At 66.9% G+C, this 17712-nt stretch carries 20 protein-coding genes; 2 read left to right on the forward strand and 18 right to left on the reverse strand.

Going from position 1 to position 17712, the window contains the following annotated elements; translation table 11 throughout:
• Window positions 1–130 precede the first annotated feature (130 nt).
• The 9 genes from glmM to tolQ form a co-directional block, all read right to left on the reverse strand.
• Entirely contained in the window at window positions 131–1474 is a 1344-nt protein-coding gene (gene glmM / locus VE25_RS20880; RefSeq protein WP_046110617.1) for a phosphoglucosamine mutase, read from the reverse strand.
• A 191-nt stretch (window positions 1475–1665) separates the two neighbouring features.
• A complete protein-coding gene (ftsH, locus tag VE25_RS20885) occupies window positions 1666–3597 on the reverse strand; it encodes an ATP-dependent zinc metalloprotease FtsH (protein ID WP_046110618.1) in 1932 nt (643 codons plus the stop codon).
• 181 nt (window positions 3598–3778) lie between these two features.
• Complete coding sequence (gene tilS / locus VE25_RS20890) at window positions 3779–5053, reverse strand: tRNA lysidine(34) synthetase TilS (RefSeq protein WP_052732132.1); 1275 nt, start codon at window positions 5051–5053, stop codon at window positions 3779–3781.
• Window positions 5038–6114, reverse strand: a complete 1077-nt coding sequence (gene ybgF / locus VE25_RS20895; RefSeq protein WP_046110619.1) for a tol-pal system protein YbgF — start codon at window positions 6112–6114, stop codon at window positions 5038–5040. The genes tilS and ybgF overlap by 16 nt, the downstream gene beginning before the upstream one ends.
• A gap of 233 nt (window positions 6115–6347) precedes the next feature.
• Entirely contained in the window at window positions 6348–6842 is a 495-nt protein-coding gene (gene pal / locus VE25_RS20900; protein WP_046110620.1) for a peptidoglycan-associated lipoprotein Pal, read from the reverse strand.
• 409 nt (window positions 6843–7251) lie between these two features.
• A complete protein-coding gene (gene tolB / locus VE25_RS20905) occupies window positions 7252–8559 on the reverse strand; it encodes a Tol-Pal system beta propeller repeat protein TolB (protein WP_046110674.1) in 1308 nt (435 codons plus the stop codon).
• Between the two features lie 229 nt (window positions 8560–8788).
• Window positions 8789–9949 (reverse strand): cell envelope integrity protein TolA, encoded by a 1161-nt coding sequence (tolA, locus tag VE25_RS23130; protein WP_052732134.1) that lies wholly within the window; start codon window positions 9947–9949, stop codon window positions 8789–8791.
• A 4-nt stretch (window positions 9950–9953) separates the two neighbouring features.
• On the reverse strand, window positions 9954–10409 hold the full coding sequence (tolR, locus tag VE25_RS20915; RefSeq protein WP_046110621.1) for a protein TolR: 456 nt from the start codon (window positions 10407–10409) through the stop codon (window positions 9954–9956).
• Window positions 10409–11113: a protein TolQ gene (gene tolQ / locus VE25_RS20920; protein ID WP_046110676.1), complete on the reverse strand. Its 705-nt coding sequence runs from the start codon at window positions 11111–11113 to the stop codon at window positions 10409–10411. Before tolQ ends, tolR begins: the two co-directional genes overlap by 1 nt.
• A 275-nt stretch (window positions 11114–11388) precedes the next feature.
• On the opposite strand from tolQ, the gene VE25_RS20925 reads away from it, so the two are divergent.
• Window positions 11389–11832 (forward strand): CHRD domain-containing protein, encoded by a 444-nt coding sequence (locus tag VE25_RS20925; protein WP_201776130.1) that lies wholly within the window; start codon window positions 11389–11391, stop codon window positions 11830–11832.
• 36 nt (window positions 11833–11868) lie between these two features.
• Here VE25_RS20925 and ybgC read toward each other — a convergent pair whose 3' ends face one another.
• The 8 genes from ybgC to ruvC form a co-directional block, all read right to left on the reverse strand.
• Window positions 11869–12273 carry a tol-pal system-associated acyl-CoA thioesterase gene (gene ybgC, locus VE25_RS20930; protein WP_046110622.1) on the reverse strand — a complete coding sequence of 135 codons (405 nt, stop codon included), beginning with the start codon at window positions 12271–12273 and terminating at the stop codon, window positions 11869–11871.
• The gene (locus tag VE25_RS20935) at window positions 12270–12476 is read right to left on the reverse strand and encodes a helix-hairpin-helix domain-containing protein (RefSeq protein WP_046110623.1); all 207 of its coding nucleotides are present in this window, start codon (window positions 12474–12476) and stop codon (window positions 12270–12272) included. The genes ybgC and VE25_RS20935 overlap by 4 nt, the downstream gene beginning before the upstream one ends.
• Window positions 12473–12982, reverse strand: coding sequence for an NUDIX hydrolase (locus VE25_RS20940; protein ID WP_046110624.1), 510 nt, complete (start codon window positions 12980–12982; stop codon window positions 12473–12475). Before VE25_RS20940 ends, VE25_RS20935 begins: the two co-directional genes overlap by 4 nt.
• Entirely contained in the window at window positions 12979–14019 is a 1041-nt protein-coding gene (ruvB, locus tag VE25_RS20945; protein WP_046110625.1) for a Holliday junction branch migration DNA helicase RuvB, read from the reverse strand. The genes VE25_RS20940 and ruvB overlap by 4 nt, the downstream gene beginning before the upstream one ends.
• Window positions 14016–14405, reverse strand: coding sequence for a type II toxin-antitoxin system VapC family toxin (locus VE25_RS22125; protein WP_160300012.1), 390 nt, complete (start codon window positions 14403–14405; stop codon window positions 14016–14018). Before VE25_RS22125 ends, ruvB begins: the two co-directional genes overlap by 4 nt.
• Before the next feature lie 5 nt (window positions 14406–14410).
• Window positions 14411–14659: an AbrB/MazE/SpoVT family DNA-binding domain-containing protein gene (locus tag VE25_RS20955; RefSeq protein ID WP_052732136.1), complete on the reverse strand. Its 249-nt coding sequence runs from the start codon at window positions 14657–14659 to the stop codon at window positions 14411–14413.
• A gap of 98 nt (window positions 14660–14757) precedes the next feature.
• Window positions 14758–15375 carry a Holliday junction branch migration protein RuvA gene (gene ruvA / locus VE25_RS20960; protein WP_046110627.1) on the reverse strand — a complete coding sequence of 206 codons (618 nt, stop codon included), beginning with the start codon at window positions 15373–15375 and terminating at the stop codon, window positions 14758–14760.
• A 12-nt stretch (window positions 15376–15387) separates the two neighbouring features.
• Complete coding sequence (ruvC, locus tag VE25_RS20965; RefSeq protein ID WP_046110628.1) at window positions 15388–15894, reverse strand: crossover junction endodeoxyribonuclease RuvC; 507 nt, start codon at window positions 15892–15894, stop codon at window positions 15388–15390.
• Between the two features lie 152 nt (window positions 15895–16046).
• Here ruvC and VE25_RS20970 point away from each other — a divergent pair, with 152 nt between their 5' ends.
• Complete coding sequence (locus tag VE25_RS20970) at window positions 16047–16799, forward strand: GGDEF domain-containing protein (protein WP_152664700.1); 753 nt, start codon at window positions 16047–16049, stop codon at window positions 16797–16799.
• Window positions 16800–16962: 163 nt separating this feature from the next.
• On the opposite strand, the gene VE25_RS20975 is transcribed toward VE25_RS20970, so the two are convergent.
• Complete coding sequence (locus VE25_RS20975) at window positions 16963–17709, reverse strand: YebC/PmpR family DNA-binding transcriptional regulator (RefSeq protein ID WP_046110629.1); 747 nt, start codon at window positions 17707–17709, stop codon at window positions 16963–16965.
• Between the last annotated feature and the right edge of the window lie 3 nt (window positions 17710–17712).

Genomic DNA, 17712 nt, shown 5'->3' on the forward strand with positions numbered 1-17712 from the left:
CCCCAATCCCTCCCCCTTGAGGGGAGGGGCAGGCATGTGCGTGTGACACAATCGTCCACCCCACCGGCTGTCATCCCGGCGAAATCCTGGATCCAGCCCCGGTGTCATCCACGCGCAGCCGGAAAAGCCCTCACGCCACCTGCTGGATCGCCGCCTCGATCTCGGCGACGATGGAGGTGACGAGCGCCGCGTCGTCGGCTTCGCCCATCACGCGGATGACGGGTTCCGTGCCCGATTCGCGGATGACGAGACGCCCGGCGGTGCCGAGGCGGGCCTGGCTCTCGGCGATGAGCTTCTTGATGGTCTTGTCCTCGAGCGGCTTGCCGGCCTTGAAGCGCACGTTGCGCAGCAATTGCGGCACCTTCTCGAAGCGAGAGCATATCTCGGAGACCGAGCGCTCCTCCTCCTTGATGACCGAGAGGAGCTGCAGCGCGGCAACGAGCCCGTCGCCGGTGGTGGTAAAATCGGAAAGGATGATGTGGCCGGACTGCTCGCCGCCGACGTTGAACCCCTTGGCGCGCATGGCCTCGAGCACGTAGCGGTCGCCGACCTGGGTGCGCTCCAGCGTCAGGCCGATGGACGACAGGTACCGCTCGAGCCCGAGATTGGACATGATGGTGGCGACGATCCCACCACCGATCAGCATGTTGCGCTTCAGCCAGCTCTGGGCGATGACGGCCATGAACTGGTCGCCGTCGACGACCTGCCCCTTCTCGTCGATGATGATGACGCGGTCGGCGTCGCCGTCGAGGGCGATGCCGATGTCGGCACGCATCTCCTTGACCTTGGCGGCAACCGCCTCGGGAGCGGTGGAGCCCACCTTGTGGTTGATGTTGAAGCCGTCCGGCTCGACGCCGATGGTGATGACTTCCGCCCCCAGCTCCCAGAGCGCGAGCGGGGCGACCTTGTAGGCGGCCCCGTTGGCGCAATCGAGCACCACGCGGATGCCGGTCAGGTCCATGTTCCGCGGCAGGGTGCGCTTGGCGTACTCGATGTAGCGCGTGCGCGCCTCGTCGTCGCGATAGGCGCGCCCGATGTCGCGGCCCTGGGCAAGCTTGGGCAAGAGATCGGAATCGATGAGCTTTTCGATCTCGGCCTCGACATCGTCGGAGAGCTTGTAGCCGTCCGGCCGGAAGAGCTTGATGCCGTTGTCCTCGTAGGGATTATGCGAAGCCGAGATCATCACCCCGAGATCGGCGCGCAGCGACCGGGTGAGCATGGCGACGGCCGGCGTCGGCATCGGGCCGAGGAGGTAGACGTCCATGCCGACCGCGGTGAACCCGGCGACAAGCGCATATTCGATCATGTAGCCGGACCGGCGCGTATCCTTGCCGATGACGACGCGGTTGCGGTGGTCGCCATTGACGAATTTGAGGCCGGCGGCCATGCCGACCTTCATGGCCAGATCAGGCGTGAGCTTGGGCCCGTTGGCCTTGCCCCGGATACCGTCGGTTCCGAAATATTTCCTGCCCATCGGGAAGCCTCTCAACAGAACGGCGCGCATTATAGCGCAGCCCGGGCGCCGATGCGAAACAGGCGCTTGCGAGCGTTAATACCCATTTTGGGCGGAAAATCGATAGGGTCGGGTTAACGGGGTTAGGGGGCCTTCAGCGAGGCAAACCTTCAGAACAAGAAAAGGCCGCCCGGAGGCGGCCTTTTCGTATTCTAGCTGCCCGGCTGCGGCTCGAGGCCGCCTTCGGGCTCGGGGCCGGGGCGCTTGCGGCTCGACTTGCCGGCGCTCGGCACGCTCGAATGCTTGATGGGCGAGGCGTCGGCATCGTCCGGGCGCACCGGAGGCTTGCCGTCCATCAGGGCGCGCAGCTCGTCGCCGGTCAGCGTCTCGTATTCGAGCAGCGCCTGGGCGATGGCCTCGAACTGGTCGATGTTGCCGGTGATGAGCTCGCGCGCGGTGCGCTCGCCATCCTCGACGAGGCGGCGAACCTCCTCGTCGATCACCCGCGCCGTCTCGTCCGACATGTGCTGGGACTGGGTCACCGAGTGCCCGAGGAACACTTCCTGGTCGTTGGACTTGTAGCGCACCCGCCCGAGCTTCTCGCTCATGCCCCACTCCATGACCATGGAGCGCGCCAGGTTGGTCGCCATCTGGATGTCGCCGGACGCGCCGCTGGTGACCTTTTCCGGACCGAACTTGTAGATCTCGGCCTCGCGCCCGCCGAAAAGCATGGCGAGCCGGGAAATGGCCTTCTCGCGGCTGAACGAGTAGCTGTCGTTCTCGGGCAGGGTCATGACCATGCCCAGCGCCCGGCCACGCGGGATGATCGTCGCCTTGTGGATCGGATCGATGCCGGTGAGCTTCAAGGCGATGAGGGCGTGGCCGGCCTCGTGATAGGCGGTCAGCTTCTTCTCATCGTCGGTCATCGCCATGGTGCGCCGCTCGGCGCCCATCATGATCTTGTCCTTGGCGTCCTCGAATTCCTGGTGGGTGACGAACCGCTTGTTGCGGCGCGCCGCCATCAGGGCGGCCTCGTTGACGAGGTTCATCAGGTCGGCGCCCGAGAACCCGGGCGTGCCACGGGCGAGAATCTTCAAGTCGACGTCGGGCGCCAGCGGCACCTTGCGCACATGGACCTTCAAAACCTTCTCGCGGCCGGAAACGTCGGGATTGGGCACCACGACTTGGCGGTCGAAACGGCCCGGACGCAGCAGCGCCGGATCGAGCACGTCGGGACGGTTGGTGGCCGCGATGAGGATGATGCCCTCATTGGCCTCGAAGCCGTCCATCTCGACGAGGAGCTGGTTCAGGGTCTGCTCGCGCTCGTCGTTGCCGCCGCCAAGGCCGGCGCCGCGCTGGCGGCCGACCGCGTCGATTTCGTCGATGAAGATGATGCATGGCGCGTTTTTCTTGGCCTGCTCGAACATGTCGCGCACGCGGCTGGCGCCGACGCCCACGAACATCTCGACGAAGTCGGAGCCCGAGATGGTGAAGAACGGCACGTTGGCTTCGCCGGCGACGGAGCGGGCGAGCAGCGTCTTACCGGTGCCCGGAGGGCCGACCAGCAGCACGCCGCGCGGAATGCGCCCGCCCAGCCGCTGGAACTTGCCCGGATCGCGCAGGAACTCGACGATCTCTTCCAGGTCTTGCTTGGCCTCGTCGACGCCGGCGACGTCCTCGAACGTCACCTTGCCCTGGGTTTCGGTCAGAAGCTTTGCGCGCGACTTGCCGAAGCCCATGGCGCCGCCGCGCCCGCCGCCCTGCATCTGACGGATGAAGAAGAACCAGACGGCGATGATGACGATGAACGGCAGCCAGGAGGACAAGAGGATCGACCAGAAGGGCGAGCCTTCCGGCTCGCGCGCCGTGATCGACACGTTCCGGTCCTCGAGGCGGTTGATGACGTCGGCCCCGTCCGGGATGATCGTCTGGAAGCGCGTGCCGTCGCGCAGCGTTCCCGAGACGATGTTGTTGGTGATGGTGACGGCCTGGACGCTGCCCGCCTCGATGTCGGTGACGAACTGGCTGTAGCTCTTGTCCATCACCGAGATGGAACGGGTCGAGGACTGAAAGACCTGGAAGAGGCCCATCAGCATGAAGAGGATGACCAGCCAGATGGCGAAGTTGCGGAAATTTCCGTTCATCAAGAGTTCCGTCCCGGGAGGGGCGCCGGACTCCTCGAGCCCGGCTGTTGGCCCGAATGTATGACCAGCATTCGGGCGTTACAAGGGCAAGACCTGCGGCCCTTTCGCGCCGGCGTCCAGCTTTGCGTCACTTTCCGGTTAACGCAAAGCTCAGGGCAGGAGGTTCCCGAGCGCGTGGCGCTCAATCGATCAGCAGCTTCACCGCGATCCGCTCGTCGAACGACCAGCCGCCGAGCGAGAGCACGCCCCCCTCCCCGTCGCGCACGATCGGCGCGGTACGAATGGCCTCGGCGGGGGCGGTGACCTTGAAGCCCAGCACCTCCTGCAGCCGGAGGCGCGGCAGGTAGTCGGCGACCCCGGCGGTGAAGGCCGTGTCGGACGAGGCGTTGCGGATGAGGAAGCGCTGGTCCCAGACGATCTCGCCGTTGGGCGCGAGGACGAGATCGGCGGGAGCCCGCCGGCCCGGCTCGCGCGCGATCGAGATCGCCTCCTCCTCGGCCCGGATAACGCAGCCGAGCAGCGTCGTCGCCTTGACGGCACCGGGGGCGGCAAGCGCCTCGGCGAGCCGCTCGACCTGCGAAAGCGCGCGCGGGCGCTGGCGGCCGCCCACGATATTGAGGACGCGCGAGAGCACGCGGATGCCGATGGCCGGCGCAAGCGCCCGGAACGCGGCGCGGTCGAGCCGCGCGGCGCCGAACCCGTCGAGGAGAACGAGGCTTTCGAAGGCGGCTTCGGCGATCTCGGCGAGCGCCTTGTCGGCTTGCCCCATGCGGCGGGCGAAACGGGCGAGCGTTTCACCGTCGAGGCCGAGCTCCCTCAGCGGCCCGAGCATGGCGCGCCAGCGCACGCGTTCATAGGCCGTGTCGGCGTTGGAGGGATCGACGACGGGCGCCAGCCCCGCCTCGGCGACGAGCGCGGCAAGGTCCGCCGGATCGGCGTCGAGCAGCGGGCGGAAGATCGGCACGCCCTCGACTGCCGAGAACGACTCCATGCCCTTGAGGCCCTCGATGCCGCTGCCGTGGGCGAGGCGCATCAGCACCGTCTCGGCCTGGTCGTCGCGGTGGTGGGCGGTGAGCAGCACCTCGCCCCCGTCCTCGGCCATGGCAGCGCCGATGAGCCGGTAGCGCGCGGCGCGCGCCGCCTCCTGCAGGCCGCTCGCCGGATGCCCCTCGCGCCAGGCGAGGCCGCGCGCCGGCAGGCCGAGCTTGGCCGCCTCGGCGAGGACGAACTCGACCTCGCCGGCCGCCTCCGCCCGCAAGCCGTGATCGACGCTGTAGACGATGAGCCTGGGGGCCTTGGGCAGGGCCGCGGCCCAGCGCACCGCCAGCAGCATCAGCGCAAGACTGTCGGCGCCGCCCGAGACGGCAAGGCCGAGGCAGGATCGGTCGGCGACCGGCGCAAAGAGCCTGCCGAGCGCGGCGTCGTCGGTGAGCGGCGGGGTCAGGCCGGCGGGCATTCGGCGGTGGCCTTCTCCGTCTCGAGCCGCGCCCGGAAGGCGTCGGTGATGGCGGGGAAGCGCTGGGGGATCTCGTTGAAGGTGCGGCACGCGGTCTCGCGTTCTTCGGAGCGCGCCAGCGCGATGCCGAGGCGCAAGAGGATATCCGGCGCGCGCGGGCTTTCGGGCGCCGCCTGGAAGGCGTTGAGCAGCACCTCGGCCGCTTCCTGGTTGGCGCCGCGCGCCAAGAGCGCCTCGCCCAGCCAGTTGGCCGCGTCCGGCGCTTGCGGATTGTCGGGATAGAGCTCGACGAACTGGCCGAACTGGTCCTCGGCGAACTCGGTCTCGCCGCGCTGCAGCGCATCGTAGGCGGCCGAGAACTGCGCGTCGGCGTCGGGATCGCCGGTATCCATGCCCGGGCGCAGGTTGAGGTCCAGCGGCTGCGTGCCGGCCGAACCCGGCGCGACCGGCAGCTCGCCCAGAATGGCCGGCGTGCGCCCGTCCCCGGTGCCGATCAGCGGGTCGGCGGAATCGCCGACGTCCGGAGACGGCATGGCGCCGCCTCCGGTCATGCCGGCATCGCCCGGCGGCGTCGCGGTCGAGCCGTCGTCGAAGGTCGGATCGAATTCCTGCTCGCCCGGCAGGGGCCGGACCCCCTGCTCGGGAATGATGGTGGGCGCGACGTTTTGCTCGTCCGGCGGCGACCCCGCGGGCGGCGTTGCGCCCCCGGGCTGGGTCGCCGCCCCGTTAGGGTTTGCGGGGGCGCCCCCCTCGAGCTGCTGGAAGCGGAACTCGTTGTCCTCCTGCATGCGCTGGATCAGCGTCTGCATCTGGGTGATCTGGAAGGTCAGTCCCTCGATCTGCCCGTTGAGCACGCGCATCTGCTCTTCCATCTGCTGGATGCGTACGGCCAGCTGCGCCGATTCCTGGGTCTGGGCGACGAGCATGCGCTCACCTCCGATACCTGCCGGCGGCAGGCCGGGCGCGGCCTCGAAGGCGAGCGCGGGCGCGGCGAGCGCCAGCCCCGCGGCGAGCGCGGCAAGCCGCATCCGCACCGGTTTGCGTTTGAATTCCAAGTTCACATCGAGCCTCCAATTGCTGCGGATGACGCCACCCGCACTGTGCGTGTTCAGAGCCGCGCCATAAAAGCAAATTTTGGTGCTTTGGTGTCGCGTAAGGCGCATCGGTTTTGCGCCAACGCGTCGACCTGGGCGGCCGCCCCACAAAAGAAAGCGCCGGGACCACCTACGCGGCCCCGGCGCTCCTGCCTCCAGTTTTCCGCTGGATCGGCGGTCCTTCTGGACCGAACTCGAGCCTACTGGACGACCGTCACCGCGCGGCGATTCTGGCTCCAGCAGGAAATATCGTTGCAGATGGCCACCGGCCGCTCCTTGCCGAAGGACTGGCTCTGGATGCGGTTGGCCGCGACCCCGCGCGAGACGAGGTAATTGACGACCACCGAGGCGCGCCGGGCTCCGAGCGCGATGTTGTATTCGCGCGTGCCGCGCTCGTCGGCATGGCCTTCGATCATGATGCGGTAGTTGCCGTAGCGGTTGAGCCAGGCGGCCTGCTTGTCGAGGGTCGCCGAGGCTTCGGCGGTGAGCGAGGAGGAATCGGTCTCGAAGAACACGCGGTCACCCACGCTCACCAGGAACTCCTGCTGGCTGCCGGGCGTGGCGGCGCCTGCCCCGACATTGCCGACGCCGGTGGGCATCGTGTTGGGGGCGCGCGAACATGCGGCGAGCGCGACGACGAGGAGGGTCAGCGCGAAAAAACGCAAAACCCCGGAAATGGGTGCAACGATCGGCATCCGGGTGAGGCTCCTGAAAGCTAAACTCTTTGAACCGGTGTTTACCGTGTTCAGTGTTAAGGCCGGGTTTGCCCGCTTGGTTAATTGTTGCCTATTCAGGCGCGAATGTGGCGGGAAACGGGGCTTTTTCGTGATGTTGCCGGCGGGCAACAGGAATGTGATGCGAGAGGGTAGGGTTAAGGAGGCACAGCGCCATGTTCTCTACAGGCTGTCATCCCGGCGAAAGCCGGGACCCAGTAAACGGCGCCGCTTCGGCTCCTGACACAGAAGTTGCGTTGCAGATCCCCGGCAAGAGTCGCCTAACCAGCGTGTACTAGGTCCCGGCTTTCGCCGGGATGACAGCCTGTGGGTGGGCGACTTCGTGGCATAAGCTCCCCCCTTCCACAAGGTGAGGCGCCCCGGTGCGTCCTTACGCCCGCAGCGCCGACCAGGCGGGGTCGGAGGCGAAGCTGTCCGTCGGGACGGTCAGGGGATTACGGCCCCAGATGTCGACCGAGTGCAGGCGCGGCCCGTCGTTGCCACCGGGATCCTGGAAGAACATGATGACGCGCCCGTTGGGCGCCCAGGTCGGCCCCTCGGCATGGTAGCTCGAGGTGAGGAGCCGTTCGCCCGAGCCGTCCGGGTTCATGATGCCGATGGAGAACTGCCCGCCCGACTGGCGGGTGAAGGCGATGAGGTTGCCCTTGGGCGACCACACCGGCGTCGAATAGCTGCCCTGCCCGTAGCTGATCCGCTGCGCCTGCCCGCCGCCTGCACCCATGATGTAGAGCTGGGGAGAGCCGCCGCGGTCGCTCTCGAAGACGATGCGGCTGCCGTCCGGCGAATAGGAGGGGCTGGTGTCGATGGCCGCGCCCGAGGTCAGCTGCATGGGCTGGCTGCCGCCGATGTCGAGGGCGTAGATGTTGGTGGCGCCCCCCTGCTCGACTGAGAACACCACGCGCCGCCCGTCGGGCGAGAAGCGCGGGGCAAAGCTCATCTGTCCGAAGGAGCCCAGCCGCTGCTGCTGTCCGGTCGAGAGCTGCAGCAGGTAGACCTGCCAGTTGCCGCCGTCGAAGTTCATGTAGGCGACGAGATCGTTGTTGGGCGAGAAGCGCGGCGTCAGCACCAGGCTGTTGCCCTGGGTGAGATACTGGGAGTTGGCCCCGTCCTGGTCCATGATCGCCAGCCGCTTGACGCGGTTGGCCTTGGGTCCGCTTTCGGCGACGTAGATGACGCGGGTGTCGAAATAGCCGGTCTCGCCGGCGAGCGATTCATAGATCGAGTCCGAGATGATGTGGCCGATGCGCCGCCAGCTCTGGGCGTCGGTGCCCAGCTGCCTGCCCACCACCTGCACGGCCTGGGCCGTATCCCACACGCGCACCGACGCCGTGATCTGCGCCCCGCGCTCGACCGCGCCCATGACGACGCCATCGACGTTGACCGCCCGCCAGGAGGCGAAGTCGGGCTGCGCGTTGACGTCGCCGACCCGCACCGGGAGCGAGGCCGGATCGAGCGGCAGGAAGAGGCCGGAGCGGCGCAGATTGTTCCTGACGATCTCGGCGACCTCGCGCCCGAAGGTCGGGTCCGAGGAGGCGAAATCGGGAATGGCGATCGGCAGGGGCTGAAAGTTCGCGCCCTCAACGACGATCTGCAGCTGGGCGAAGGCCGGGCTCGCGGCGAGGGCTGCGCCGCCGACGAGGCCGAGCTTGATGGCATTGCGCCGGGTCAAAAGGGTCATCTTGGTCTCCATCATGCGCATTCGCTCGTCTTTTGCTTCTGTTGTCTTCCGCAAATGCGACAATTCTAATCATGCGGGGCGGGTCTGCACCCTCTTACTTCATTCTCAGGGTCATTCCCGCGAAAGCGGGAACCCCTGTTTGCTTGTCCGGTCCGTTCGAAACGCAGGTCCCCGCTTTCGCGGGGATGACCGGTGGAAGGAACCGCATATCCACTGCACGCTCCTCATGTTACGGCCGCAGCGTGACGTCGATCTGCCGCCACTGGTCGTAGGAGGCCGAGGACAGCCGGTAGGGCCCGCACTGCATCACCGCGCGCTGGGCCGCCCGCGCCATCGAGCCGCCGAGCGGCGAGCTGTCGGCCTCCAGCACCTGCGGCGTGCCCGAAACGGTCCCGTCCTGGTTGAGCGAGACCATCAGGCGCACCGAAAGTCCCGAGTCGATCTCGCCAGGCAGGAGCGACCAGCACTGCTTGATCTGCCCGATCAGCCCGTCGATCTCCGACCGGCTGAGGCGCGCCGAGGTGCCGGTGGTGTCGCCCAGCGTCGGCGAGCCGCCCTGGCCCGTCGTGCCGCCGCGCGAGGTTTCCTGGTTGATTATGGCGGAAATATCGTCGGCCGGCCGCGTGTTCGTCGGAGTCGGGCTCGGCTGTTGCGCGGCTGCCGCAGCGCGGGCGCGCTCCTCCTGCTCGCGGCGGCGGCGTTCTTCCTCTTCGCGGCGGCGCTGCTCCTCGGCACGCGCGAACTCGGCCCGCCGCTGGTCTAGCGAGGCGGTGCGCATGGCCGGCTGCGGCGCGACATTGGCCGGCGCTTCGGGCTCGGGTTCGGGCTGCGGTTCGGGTTCCGGTTCCGGGGCGGGCTGCGGCTCGGGTTCGGGCACAGGTTCCGGCTCGGGTTCGGGTTCGGGCCCCGGCTCCGGGGCAGGTTCCGGCTCGGGTTGCGGGGCCGGCTGCGGGCGCGTCGCCGGGGTCGGTGGCTGCGGCGTCGGTTCCGGCTCGGGCTCGGGCTGCGGAGCCGGCTCGGGTTCGGGTTCCGGCGTCGGCTGCGGTTCGGGCGTGGGAGGCGCCGGCGGCGCGGGGGCCGTGTTCTCCACCGGCCGCGGGCTCGGCGTCGGGGTGTCCTGCGGGGTCGGCTGGTCTTCCTGCGTATTGCCGGCGGGGCGCGCCAGTTCCGGCGGCTCCTCGGACTGCACGGGCGAGGGCGTCTGCGTCTCGACCACTTCGCTCTCGAGCGAACCGACGCGGATGTTGGAGAACTCCTCGATCGGCACCAGGTCGACCGCGATGGCCTCGACGACCGGCGGCTCGAGATGGCGGCTCGGCGCCAAGGTGATGAGCCCTACCGCCAGCAGCAGCGCATGCGCCGTGACCGATACTGCAAGGCCCGTTCTCACGTTTTTACCTGGGTTCCTGCTCGGTGATGAGCCCGATCCGCGAATAGCCCGCGCCCGACAACAGCCCCATGACCCGCATCACCGAGCCGTAGTTGGCGGTGGTGTCGCCGCGAACGAAAACGCGCTCCTCGGTATTGCCGCCCGCCCGCTCGTTGACGACGGCGGCAAGGTTCTCATAGGGAATCTGCTCGTTCTCGATGTAGATGAGCCCATCGGGCGTCACCGAAACGGTGATCGGCTGCGTCTCGGAATTCAATTCGCGCGCCTGCGTCTGCGGCAGATCGATCGGCACGCCGACCGTCATCAGGGGTGCCGCCACCATGAAGATGATGAGAAGCACCAGCATCACGTCGACCATCGGCGTGACGTTGATCTCGCTCATCAGCGCGCCCGAATGACGCCCGCGCCGTCCCCGGCGCCGGCCGCCGCCAGCTCCACCGCCGCCTGCCGACATACCCATCAGCGGGTGCTCCTGGCTTCGAGCTGGCGCGACAGGATCGTCGAGAACTCATCGGCAAAGCCCTCGAGCCGCGCGATCATCTTGCCGGCGTCAGACGAGAGCTTGTTGTAGGCGATGACCGCGGGAATCGCCGCGACAAGGCCGATGGCGGTGGCGAACAGCGCCTCGGCGATGGGGCCGGCAACGACCGCAAGGTTGGTGCTCGAGGCCTGGGCGATGCCCGTGAAGGCGTTCATGATGCCCCAGACCGTGCCGAAGAGGCCGATGAAGGGGCCGGCCGAGCCGACGGTCGCCAGGAAACTCAGGCGCTTCTCGAGGGTCTCGCTCTCGCGTGCGATGGCGACGTCCAGCACCTTCTCGAGCCGCGCCTGGACGCCGATGAAGGAGGCCGCGTTCTGCTCGTGGCTGCGCTTCCACTCCTTCATGGCGGCAACGAAAATCGCCCCAAGCCCGCCGCTCGTGCGCTGCGATTGGGCCTGGTAGAGCTCTTCCAGCGACTGGCCGGACCAGAACAGGCGCTCGAACCGGTTCATCTCCGACTTGGCGCGGCGATAGTGCACGGTCTTGTCGACGATGATCGCCCAGCACCAGATCGAGGCCGCCAGCAGCCCCAGCATGACCGATTTGACGACGATGTCGGCGGCCCAGAACAGGCCCCAGATCGACAGGTCGGTGTGGGTCGCCACCTGACCCACGGCATCCATCGCTTCCATTGAGTGATCCTTTTCGGCTCGGCCACCATTGCCTGTTGAGCCAGAGCGGTCCCGATGCGGTCGAAATTTGTCAAATTTAAGAGAAAACCCCCGGATTTCCGGACCTCTCGCGGGCGTTATCCCTATGGGCCGATCATGGTCAACAACTGGTTAAAAAAGGGTCTCCACCCGCATCATCACGTTGTTGTCATGAGGAACGACGGGCCGGGCGAAACCGTTGTCGCAGTGGAACGCCGATGCGTTCCGATCCAACAGGAGGAGACATCATGACCACCCGCTTCATGCCCGCGGCAGGCATCGCGCTCGCCGCAGTTCTGCTTGCGGCAGGCGCCGCCCGGGCCGAAACCGTCAATCTCCACGCCGAACTCACCGGCGCCGCCGAGGTGCCCGCCAACGACAGCGCCGGCACCGGCACGCTCGAAGGCACCTTCGACACCGAGACCATGGAGCTGACCTGGACGATCACCTATGAAGGCCTGACCGGCGAGGCGACCGCCGCCCACTTCCACGGGCCGGCCAGCCCCGAGGAGAACGCCGGCCCGGTCGTGCCGATCGAAGGCGACCTCGCCAGCCCCATCGAGGGTTCGGCGACGCTGACCGAGGAGCAGGCGACGGATCTGCAGGGCGGCATGTGGTATTTCAACATCCACACCGAGCAGTATCCGGACGGCGAGATCCGCGGCCAGGTGATGACGGGCGGCGCGATGTAGCCTGACCCAGGCGAGAGAGGGGCTCGCCGCCCCTCTTTAGCGTTCGACGTCCGCGGCAAGGCGCGCCCGCAGCTCCGCCGGCATGCGCGCCGCTCCGCCTCCGACCTTGATGGCGACGACCGTGACCTCGGCGCTGGTCAGCGTCGTCTCTTCACGCAGAATTGTCTGCCGGAGGGTCAGCCGCGCGCCGGTGAAGGCACCAACCTGCGTAACCACCGTGAGGAGATCGTCGATATGCGCGGCCGCCGCGAAATCGATGGTCATGGCCCTGACGGCAAAGGCGATGCCGTCCTTGACGAGCTCGGAGTGATGGATGCCGAGATCGCGCAGGAACTCGGTGCGCCCGCGCTCGAAGAACTTCAGATACGCGGCATGGTAGACATTGCCGGAAAAATCCGTGTCCTCGTAGTAGACGCGCACGGAAAAACGATGCGCGCTCATGCCTTGAAGCCTACCCCGCGCGCCTTCATCGCCGGCTCGAGGAAGACGAAGGTTTTCGGCCCGACGCCGTGAAGGTCGGCGACCTGCCTGCGCGTCCATTTTGTCAGGTCGGCATAGGTCACGATCCCGGCAGCCGCGAGCGCCGAATGCGCCGGCCGGCTGAGCTTCAGGGTATCGGCGATGCGGTCCGACGCCGCCGTCACTGGGCGGCCTCCACACGCTCGTCGAAAACGATATGCGCCGGGTTCGCCGGCAGGTTGCGCAGGAACGTCGGCAGCCAGCGCGGCAGGAGGTTCATGCGCTCCAGCGCATCGCCGGCGAGCGGCAGCCAGTAATTGTGGAGGAGATGGCCCTCGTCCTCGCGCACCAGCCAGGGCGCCTTGCCGTCCGGAACCGCGTGCAGCGGGAGCGTCGCGCGGTAGAAGAGGCCGATCTCGTGGAAATCCTCTCCGGCCCGATGATAGAAATTCTCCGAAGTCGCAAGAAGCGCGCCCACGGTGCCCGGCATGCCCAGCTCCTCGGCGATCTCACGCTCGAGCGAGAGGGCGCTGGCCTCCCCGAGCTCGACCCGCCCGCCGGGCAGCATCATGTAGTCATCGTCATCCTCGCGCGAGGCCAACACATGCCCGTCAACGACGATGACGGCGGCGACCCGATAGTTGAACCTCCGCCCTCCCAAGGGAAAGCTCAGCACCCACCGCTCGCTCATTCGTCCTCCTGCTCTTCGAAAAGGCTGGCCTGCAGCCCGACGAACCCCTGCGGCACCGATTTACCCAGGTGCTGGAAGGCGAGCGCGGTGAGGAGGCGTCCGCGCGGGGTGCGCTGGATGAAGCCCTGCTGGATGAGGTAGGGCTCGACGATCTCCTCGATGGCGTCGCGCGGCTCGGAGAGCGCGGCCGCGATGGTCTCGATGCCGACCGGTCCGCCGCCGTAGAAATCGGCGATGGTGGTCAGATACCGCCGGTCGAGCTGGTCGAGCCCGCGCGCATCGACATCGAGCCGCAACAGCGCCTTGTCGGCGACGGTGCTGGTGATCTCCTTGGCGCCATCGACGAGGGCGAAATCGGTGACGCGCCGCAGGAGCCGCCCGGCGATGCGCGGCGTGCCGCGCGAACGGCGGGCGACTTCCATCGCCCCATCCTGCGACATCGGCATGCCCATGAGCCGCGCCCCGCGCTCGACGATCTGCACCAACTCCTCGGGCGTATAGAAATTCAACCGCACCGGAATGCCGAAGCGGTCACGCAACGGCGTCGTCAGGAGACCGGCGCGGGTGGTGGCGCCGACGAGGGTGAACTTGGCGAGGTCGATCCGCACCGAGCGCGCCGCCGGCCCCTCGCCGATGATGAGATCGAGCTGGAAATCCTCCATGGCCGGATAGAGCACTTCCTCGATCGCCGGGTTCAGCCGGTGGATCTCGTCGATGAAGAGCACGTCGCGCTCTTCGAGGTTGGTGAGGAGCGCCGCCAGGTCCCCCGCCTTGGCGATGACCGGGCCGGAGGTCGCGCGGAAGCCCACCCCCAGCTCCTTGGCGATGATCTGGGCCAGCGTCGTCTTGCCGAGCCCCGGCGGGCCGACGAAGAGCACATGGTCGAGCGCCGCGCCGCGCTGCCTGGCCGCCTCGATGAACACCTCGAGATTGGCCCGCGCGCCCGCCTGCCCGATGAAATCGGCGAACCCCGAGGGCCGCAGCGAGACGTCGAGCTGATCGTCGCGGCCGGCGGAGGCGGAGGTGAGGGAGGTCACGCGAGGAGTTCCATTCCGGGCACACGTTTGGCAGCTTGCTTGTCGAATGTGGCCACTGCAACGCAGCCATCACGCATGGCGATGCGCGAAATCAGGACGTCGACGATGCCCACTTTGGGTTGTTCCGACATCCTCAACGCCTCTTCGACCAGATTCCGGCCTTCAATGACGAAATCGGGGCTTTCGAGCAGAGCAGTCAAGGCCAGCGCAATACTCTGCTTGGAATAGTCGTATGTCTTGCCGAGCAGCCACACGAACTCGGCAACAACAACCAGACTGACATAGGCAGGATCGTCAAGTGATCTTCTGGCGAAGAAGGCACCCGCAACCTCCTGCTGACTTGGATCATCGTCCACGAACAGGCGCGCAAGAAGGTTGGTATCCACACCAATCATTCTTGCGTCGACCGCTCAAAACGCTCGGCAACCGCCTCGGCTATCGCCTCGTCCATTTCCTCGATGGTCACATGCCGGCCATTCGGCGGCTTACCGAGCAAGCCGATCAAATCGACCGCCCGCCGCGTCCGCGGTTTCACCGTCGCCTTGCCGTCCTCGACGATCCACTCCACTTGCGCCCCCTCGCTCAGCCCCAGCTTTTCCCGCACTTCCTTGGGCACGGTCGTCTGGCCCTTGCTGGTCATTCGACCGAAGAAAGATTCCTTCCGAGTCACTGGCATTCTTACATCCAATCTATTCCTTACAATTAAGTTTAGTAAGGAATACGCGCCAGCGCAAGGAACTACACACTCAACTCCTTGAGCCCCAGCCGGATCAACCGCTCCGTCGCCGTCCCCTCGCCTTCCTTGGCGACCACCCGCGCCACTGCCGCCGAGGCCTGCGCACTGGAATAACCCAGGTTGGTGAGCGCCGAGACGGCATCGGCAACGTTGCCGCCGGCGATACCTTCGCCCAGCGCCGCCTGCAGACCGAGGACGCCCGCATCGACGGCGCCGATGGCCGGCACCTTGCCCTTGAGTTCGGTGACGATGCGCTGGGCAAGCTTCGGGCCGACGCCGTTGGCGCGGCCGACCATCGCTTTGTCCTGCAGGGCGATGGCGCTCGACAGTTCAGAGGGCGTCAGCGCCGAGAGGATGGCGAGGGCGACGCGCGCGCCCACCCCCTGCACGGTCATCAGGATGTTGAACCAGGCCTTCTCGGCTTCGCTGGCAAAGCCGAAGAGGCGGATCATGTCCTCGCGCACATAGGTTTCGATGAAGACGACCGCTGCCTCGCCGACCCGCGGCAGGGCCTGCAGGGTCTTGCCCGAGCAATAGGCCTCGTAGCAGACCCCTCCGACATCGATGAGGACATGGTCTTCCCCGAAGCTGTCGACGAGACCCTTGAGCTTACCGATCATCGTGCTTGCCGATCATGCAATGACCCTCGCGCGCCGCGCGGAAACCCTGTGATGGGCGTGGCAGATGGCGATGGCGAGCGCGTCGGCCGCATCCGCGCCCTTGAAGTCGGCCGTCGGCAGCAGGATCTTGACCATCAGCCCGATCTGCGCCTTCTCGGCATGGCCGGTGCCGACCACCGATTTCTTGACGAGATTGGCCGCGTATTCGGCCACGGGAAGCCCCCGCGCCGCCGGCGTCATCAGGGCGACGCCCCGCGCCTGCCCCAGGATCAGCGCCGAACGGACCCCCTGGTTGACGAAGGTTTCCTCGACGGCCACCTCATGCGGCAGGAACTTGTCGAGCACCTCGCAGAGCCCCGCGTTGAGCTCGGCCAGCCGTTCGGCAAGCCCTGCGTCCGTCCGCGGCGTCAACGTACCGCACGCGACGAACCGCAGCCGGTTGTCCTCGGCCTCGATCACCCCCCAGCCGCACCGCCGCAGCCCCGGGTCTATCCCCATGATTCGCACGACTTCGCCCATGCCCCCTCTTACGCTTGCCGAACGAGCCTACCAAGACGAAAGTGAACAAAGCGGCAACGAGATCTGTGGATCAGTAAACTTGCAACCGTTGGGGGAAGCTCTTCTTCAACCGGTTCGCCCTAGCCTCGCGCCGGAATCAGGAGAGGCACGACTTGTACGAGATCAGCACGAAACTTCCGCCGGCCGCATGGCGCCGCATCAGGCGCTTCACCGGAGTGCTGACACTGGTCTCCGTTGCCGTCTCGGTGATCGCCTCCAACATCATTCTCGAGGTCTTCTCGCAAGGCATCAACCTGCCCGGTCTCGCGGCCGCCGTGGTCATGCCGGCGCTGCTCGGCGGCCCGATGATGTTCTATCTCTCGGTGCGCCATGAGCAGCTTCGCCATGCCAACCGGCAGCTGCAGGTAATGGCCGAGACCGATTGGCTGACCGCCTGCCTCAACCGTGGGGCCTTCACCCGCAAGGTCGAAGCGGACCTGGTAAGCCCCGCGTCGGCCGGCGGGACCGGCGCCCTGCTCGTGGTCGACGCCGATGATTTCAAGCGCGTCAACGACCGCTTCGGCCACCAGGCCGGCGACGAGGCGCTGCGCCGCATCGCCGACGTCATCCGCGCGAATGTGAGAAAGAGCGATCTCGTCGGGCGTCTCGGCGGGGAGGAGTTCGGTGTCTACCTCGCCGAGGCCAGCCATGCCAAGGTCGACGAGATCGCCGAACGGGTGCGGCACGCCATAGCCGCCCTCGTCTTCACGCCATCGGGCATGCCCTGCCCGCTATCGGTCAGCATAGGCGGCATCAGCTTTTCCAAACCCGCCGCCTACGAGGATATCTATCGGCTCGCCGACGAGCGCCTCTACATGGCCAAGAGCAACGGACGCGACTGCATCGCGCTGACCAAAGCGGCGTGAGGATTCTCCAACGCCGGTGGCCGCTCCCTAGTATTCCCCGCCAGGTCATCCCCGCGAAAGCGGGAACCGCCGTTTGTGTAGCCGTGTCGAGTAACAGAGGTCCCCGCTTTCGCGGGGATGACCCGGTGGATAGCTGCGGATTGTGGTCAAAGGCACCAGGCCCTCAGGCCGACAGGCGCTCCACGTCCTCGTCGCTGAGGTCGTAGTTTGCATAGACGTCCTGCACGTCGTCGTCCTCTTCGAGGATCGAGATGAGCTTCAAAAGCGTCGTGCCCTTGTCGTCGTCGACGGGCGTCAGGTTCTGCGGCTTCCAGATGGCCTTGACCGATTCGGCCTCGCCAAGCGCCTTCTCGAGCGCCGAGGCGACCTCGCTCATGCCCTCGAAGGTCGTGTAGATGGTGTGGCCTTCCTCGTCGCTCTCGACGTCGTCGGCACCGGCATCGATCGCCGCTTCCATCACCTTGTCGGCATCGCCGACGCTCGCCGGATAGTAGATCTCGCCGACCCGGTCGAACATGAAGGAGACCGAGCCGGTCTCCCCCAGCGCCCCGCCGTTCTTGGAGAAATAGGAGCGCAGGTTCGAGGCGGTGCGGTTGCGGTTGTCGGTCAGCGTCTCGACGATGACGGCGATGCCACCCGGGCCGTAGCCCTCGTAGCGCATCTCCTCGTAGTTTTCGCTGTCGCTGCCCGCCGCCTTCTTGATGGCGCGCTCGATGTTGTCCTTGGGCATGGACTGGGCGCGCGCGTTGGCGACCGCCAGGCGCAGGCGCGCATTCATCGCCGGGTCGGGCACGCCGAGCTTGGCCGCGACGGTGATCTCGCGGGCGAGCTTGGAAAAGATCTTGGAACGGATCGCATCGCTCTTGCCCTTGCGATGCATGATGTTCTTGGCGTGTGAATGGCCGGCCATAGG

It is taken from the genome of Devosia geojensis, assembly GCF_000969415.1.
Taxonomy (GTDB): domain Bacteria; phylum Pseudomonadota; class Alphaproteobacteria; order Rhizobiales; family Devosiaceae; genus Devosia; species Devosia geojensis.

Coding starts and splice junctions, on each gene's coding strand:
- VE25_RS20975 (WP_046110629.1), bottom strand. CDS start 17,709: ATGGCCGGCCATTCACACGCCAAGAACATCATGCATCGCAAGGGCAAG.
- glmM (WP_046110617.1), bottom strand. CDS start 1,474: ATGGGCAGGAAATATTTCGGAACCGACGGTATCCGGGGCAAGGCCAAC.
- tolQ (WP_046110676.1), bottom strand. CDS start 11,113: ATGGATGCCGTGGGTCAGGTGGCGACCCACACCGACCTGTCGATCTGG.
- tolB (WP_046110674.1), bottom strand. CDS start 8,559: ATGACCCTTTTGACCCGGCGCAATGCCATCAAGCTCGGCCTCGTCGGC.
- VE25_RS20940 (WP_046110624.1), bottom strand. CDS start 12,982: ATGAGCGAGCGGTGGGTGCTGAGCTTTCCCTTGGGAGGGCGGAGGTTC.
- ybgC (WP_046110622.1), bottom strand. CDS start 12,273: ATGAGCGCGCATCGTTTTTCCGTGCGCGTCTACTACGAGGACACGGAT.
- ruvC (WP_046110628.1), bottom strand. CDS start 15,894: ATGGGCGAAGTCGTGCGAATCATGGGGATAGACCCGGGGCTGCGGCGG.
- VE25_RS20955 (WP_052732136.1), bottom strand. CDS start 14,659: ATGACCAGCAAGGGCCAGACGACCGTGCCCAAGGAAGTGCGGGAAAAG.
- ftsH (WP_046110618.1), bottom strand. CDS start 3,597: ATGAACGGAAATTTCCGCAACTTCGCCATCTGGCTGGTCATCCTCTTC.
- VE25_RS20925 (WP_201776130.1), top strand. CDS start 11,389: ATGACCACCCGCTTCATGCCCGCGGCAGGCATCGCGCTCGCCGCAGTT.
- pal (WP_046110620.1), bottom strand. CDS start 6,842: ATGCCGATCGTTGCACCCATTTCCGGGGTTTTGCGTTTTTTCGCGCTG.
- ruvA (WP_046110627.1), bottom strand. CDS start 15,375: ATGATCGGTAAGCTCAAGGGTCTCGTCGACAGCTTCGGGGAAGACCAT.
- tilS (WP_052732132.1), bottom strand. CDS start 5,053: ATGCCCGCCGGCCTGACCCCGCCGCTCACCGACGACGCCGCGCTCGGC.
- tolR (WP_046110621.1), bottom strand. CDS start 10,409: ATGGGTATGTCGGCAGGCGGCGGTGGAGCTGGCGGCGGCCGGCGCCGG.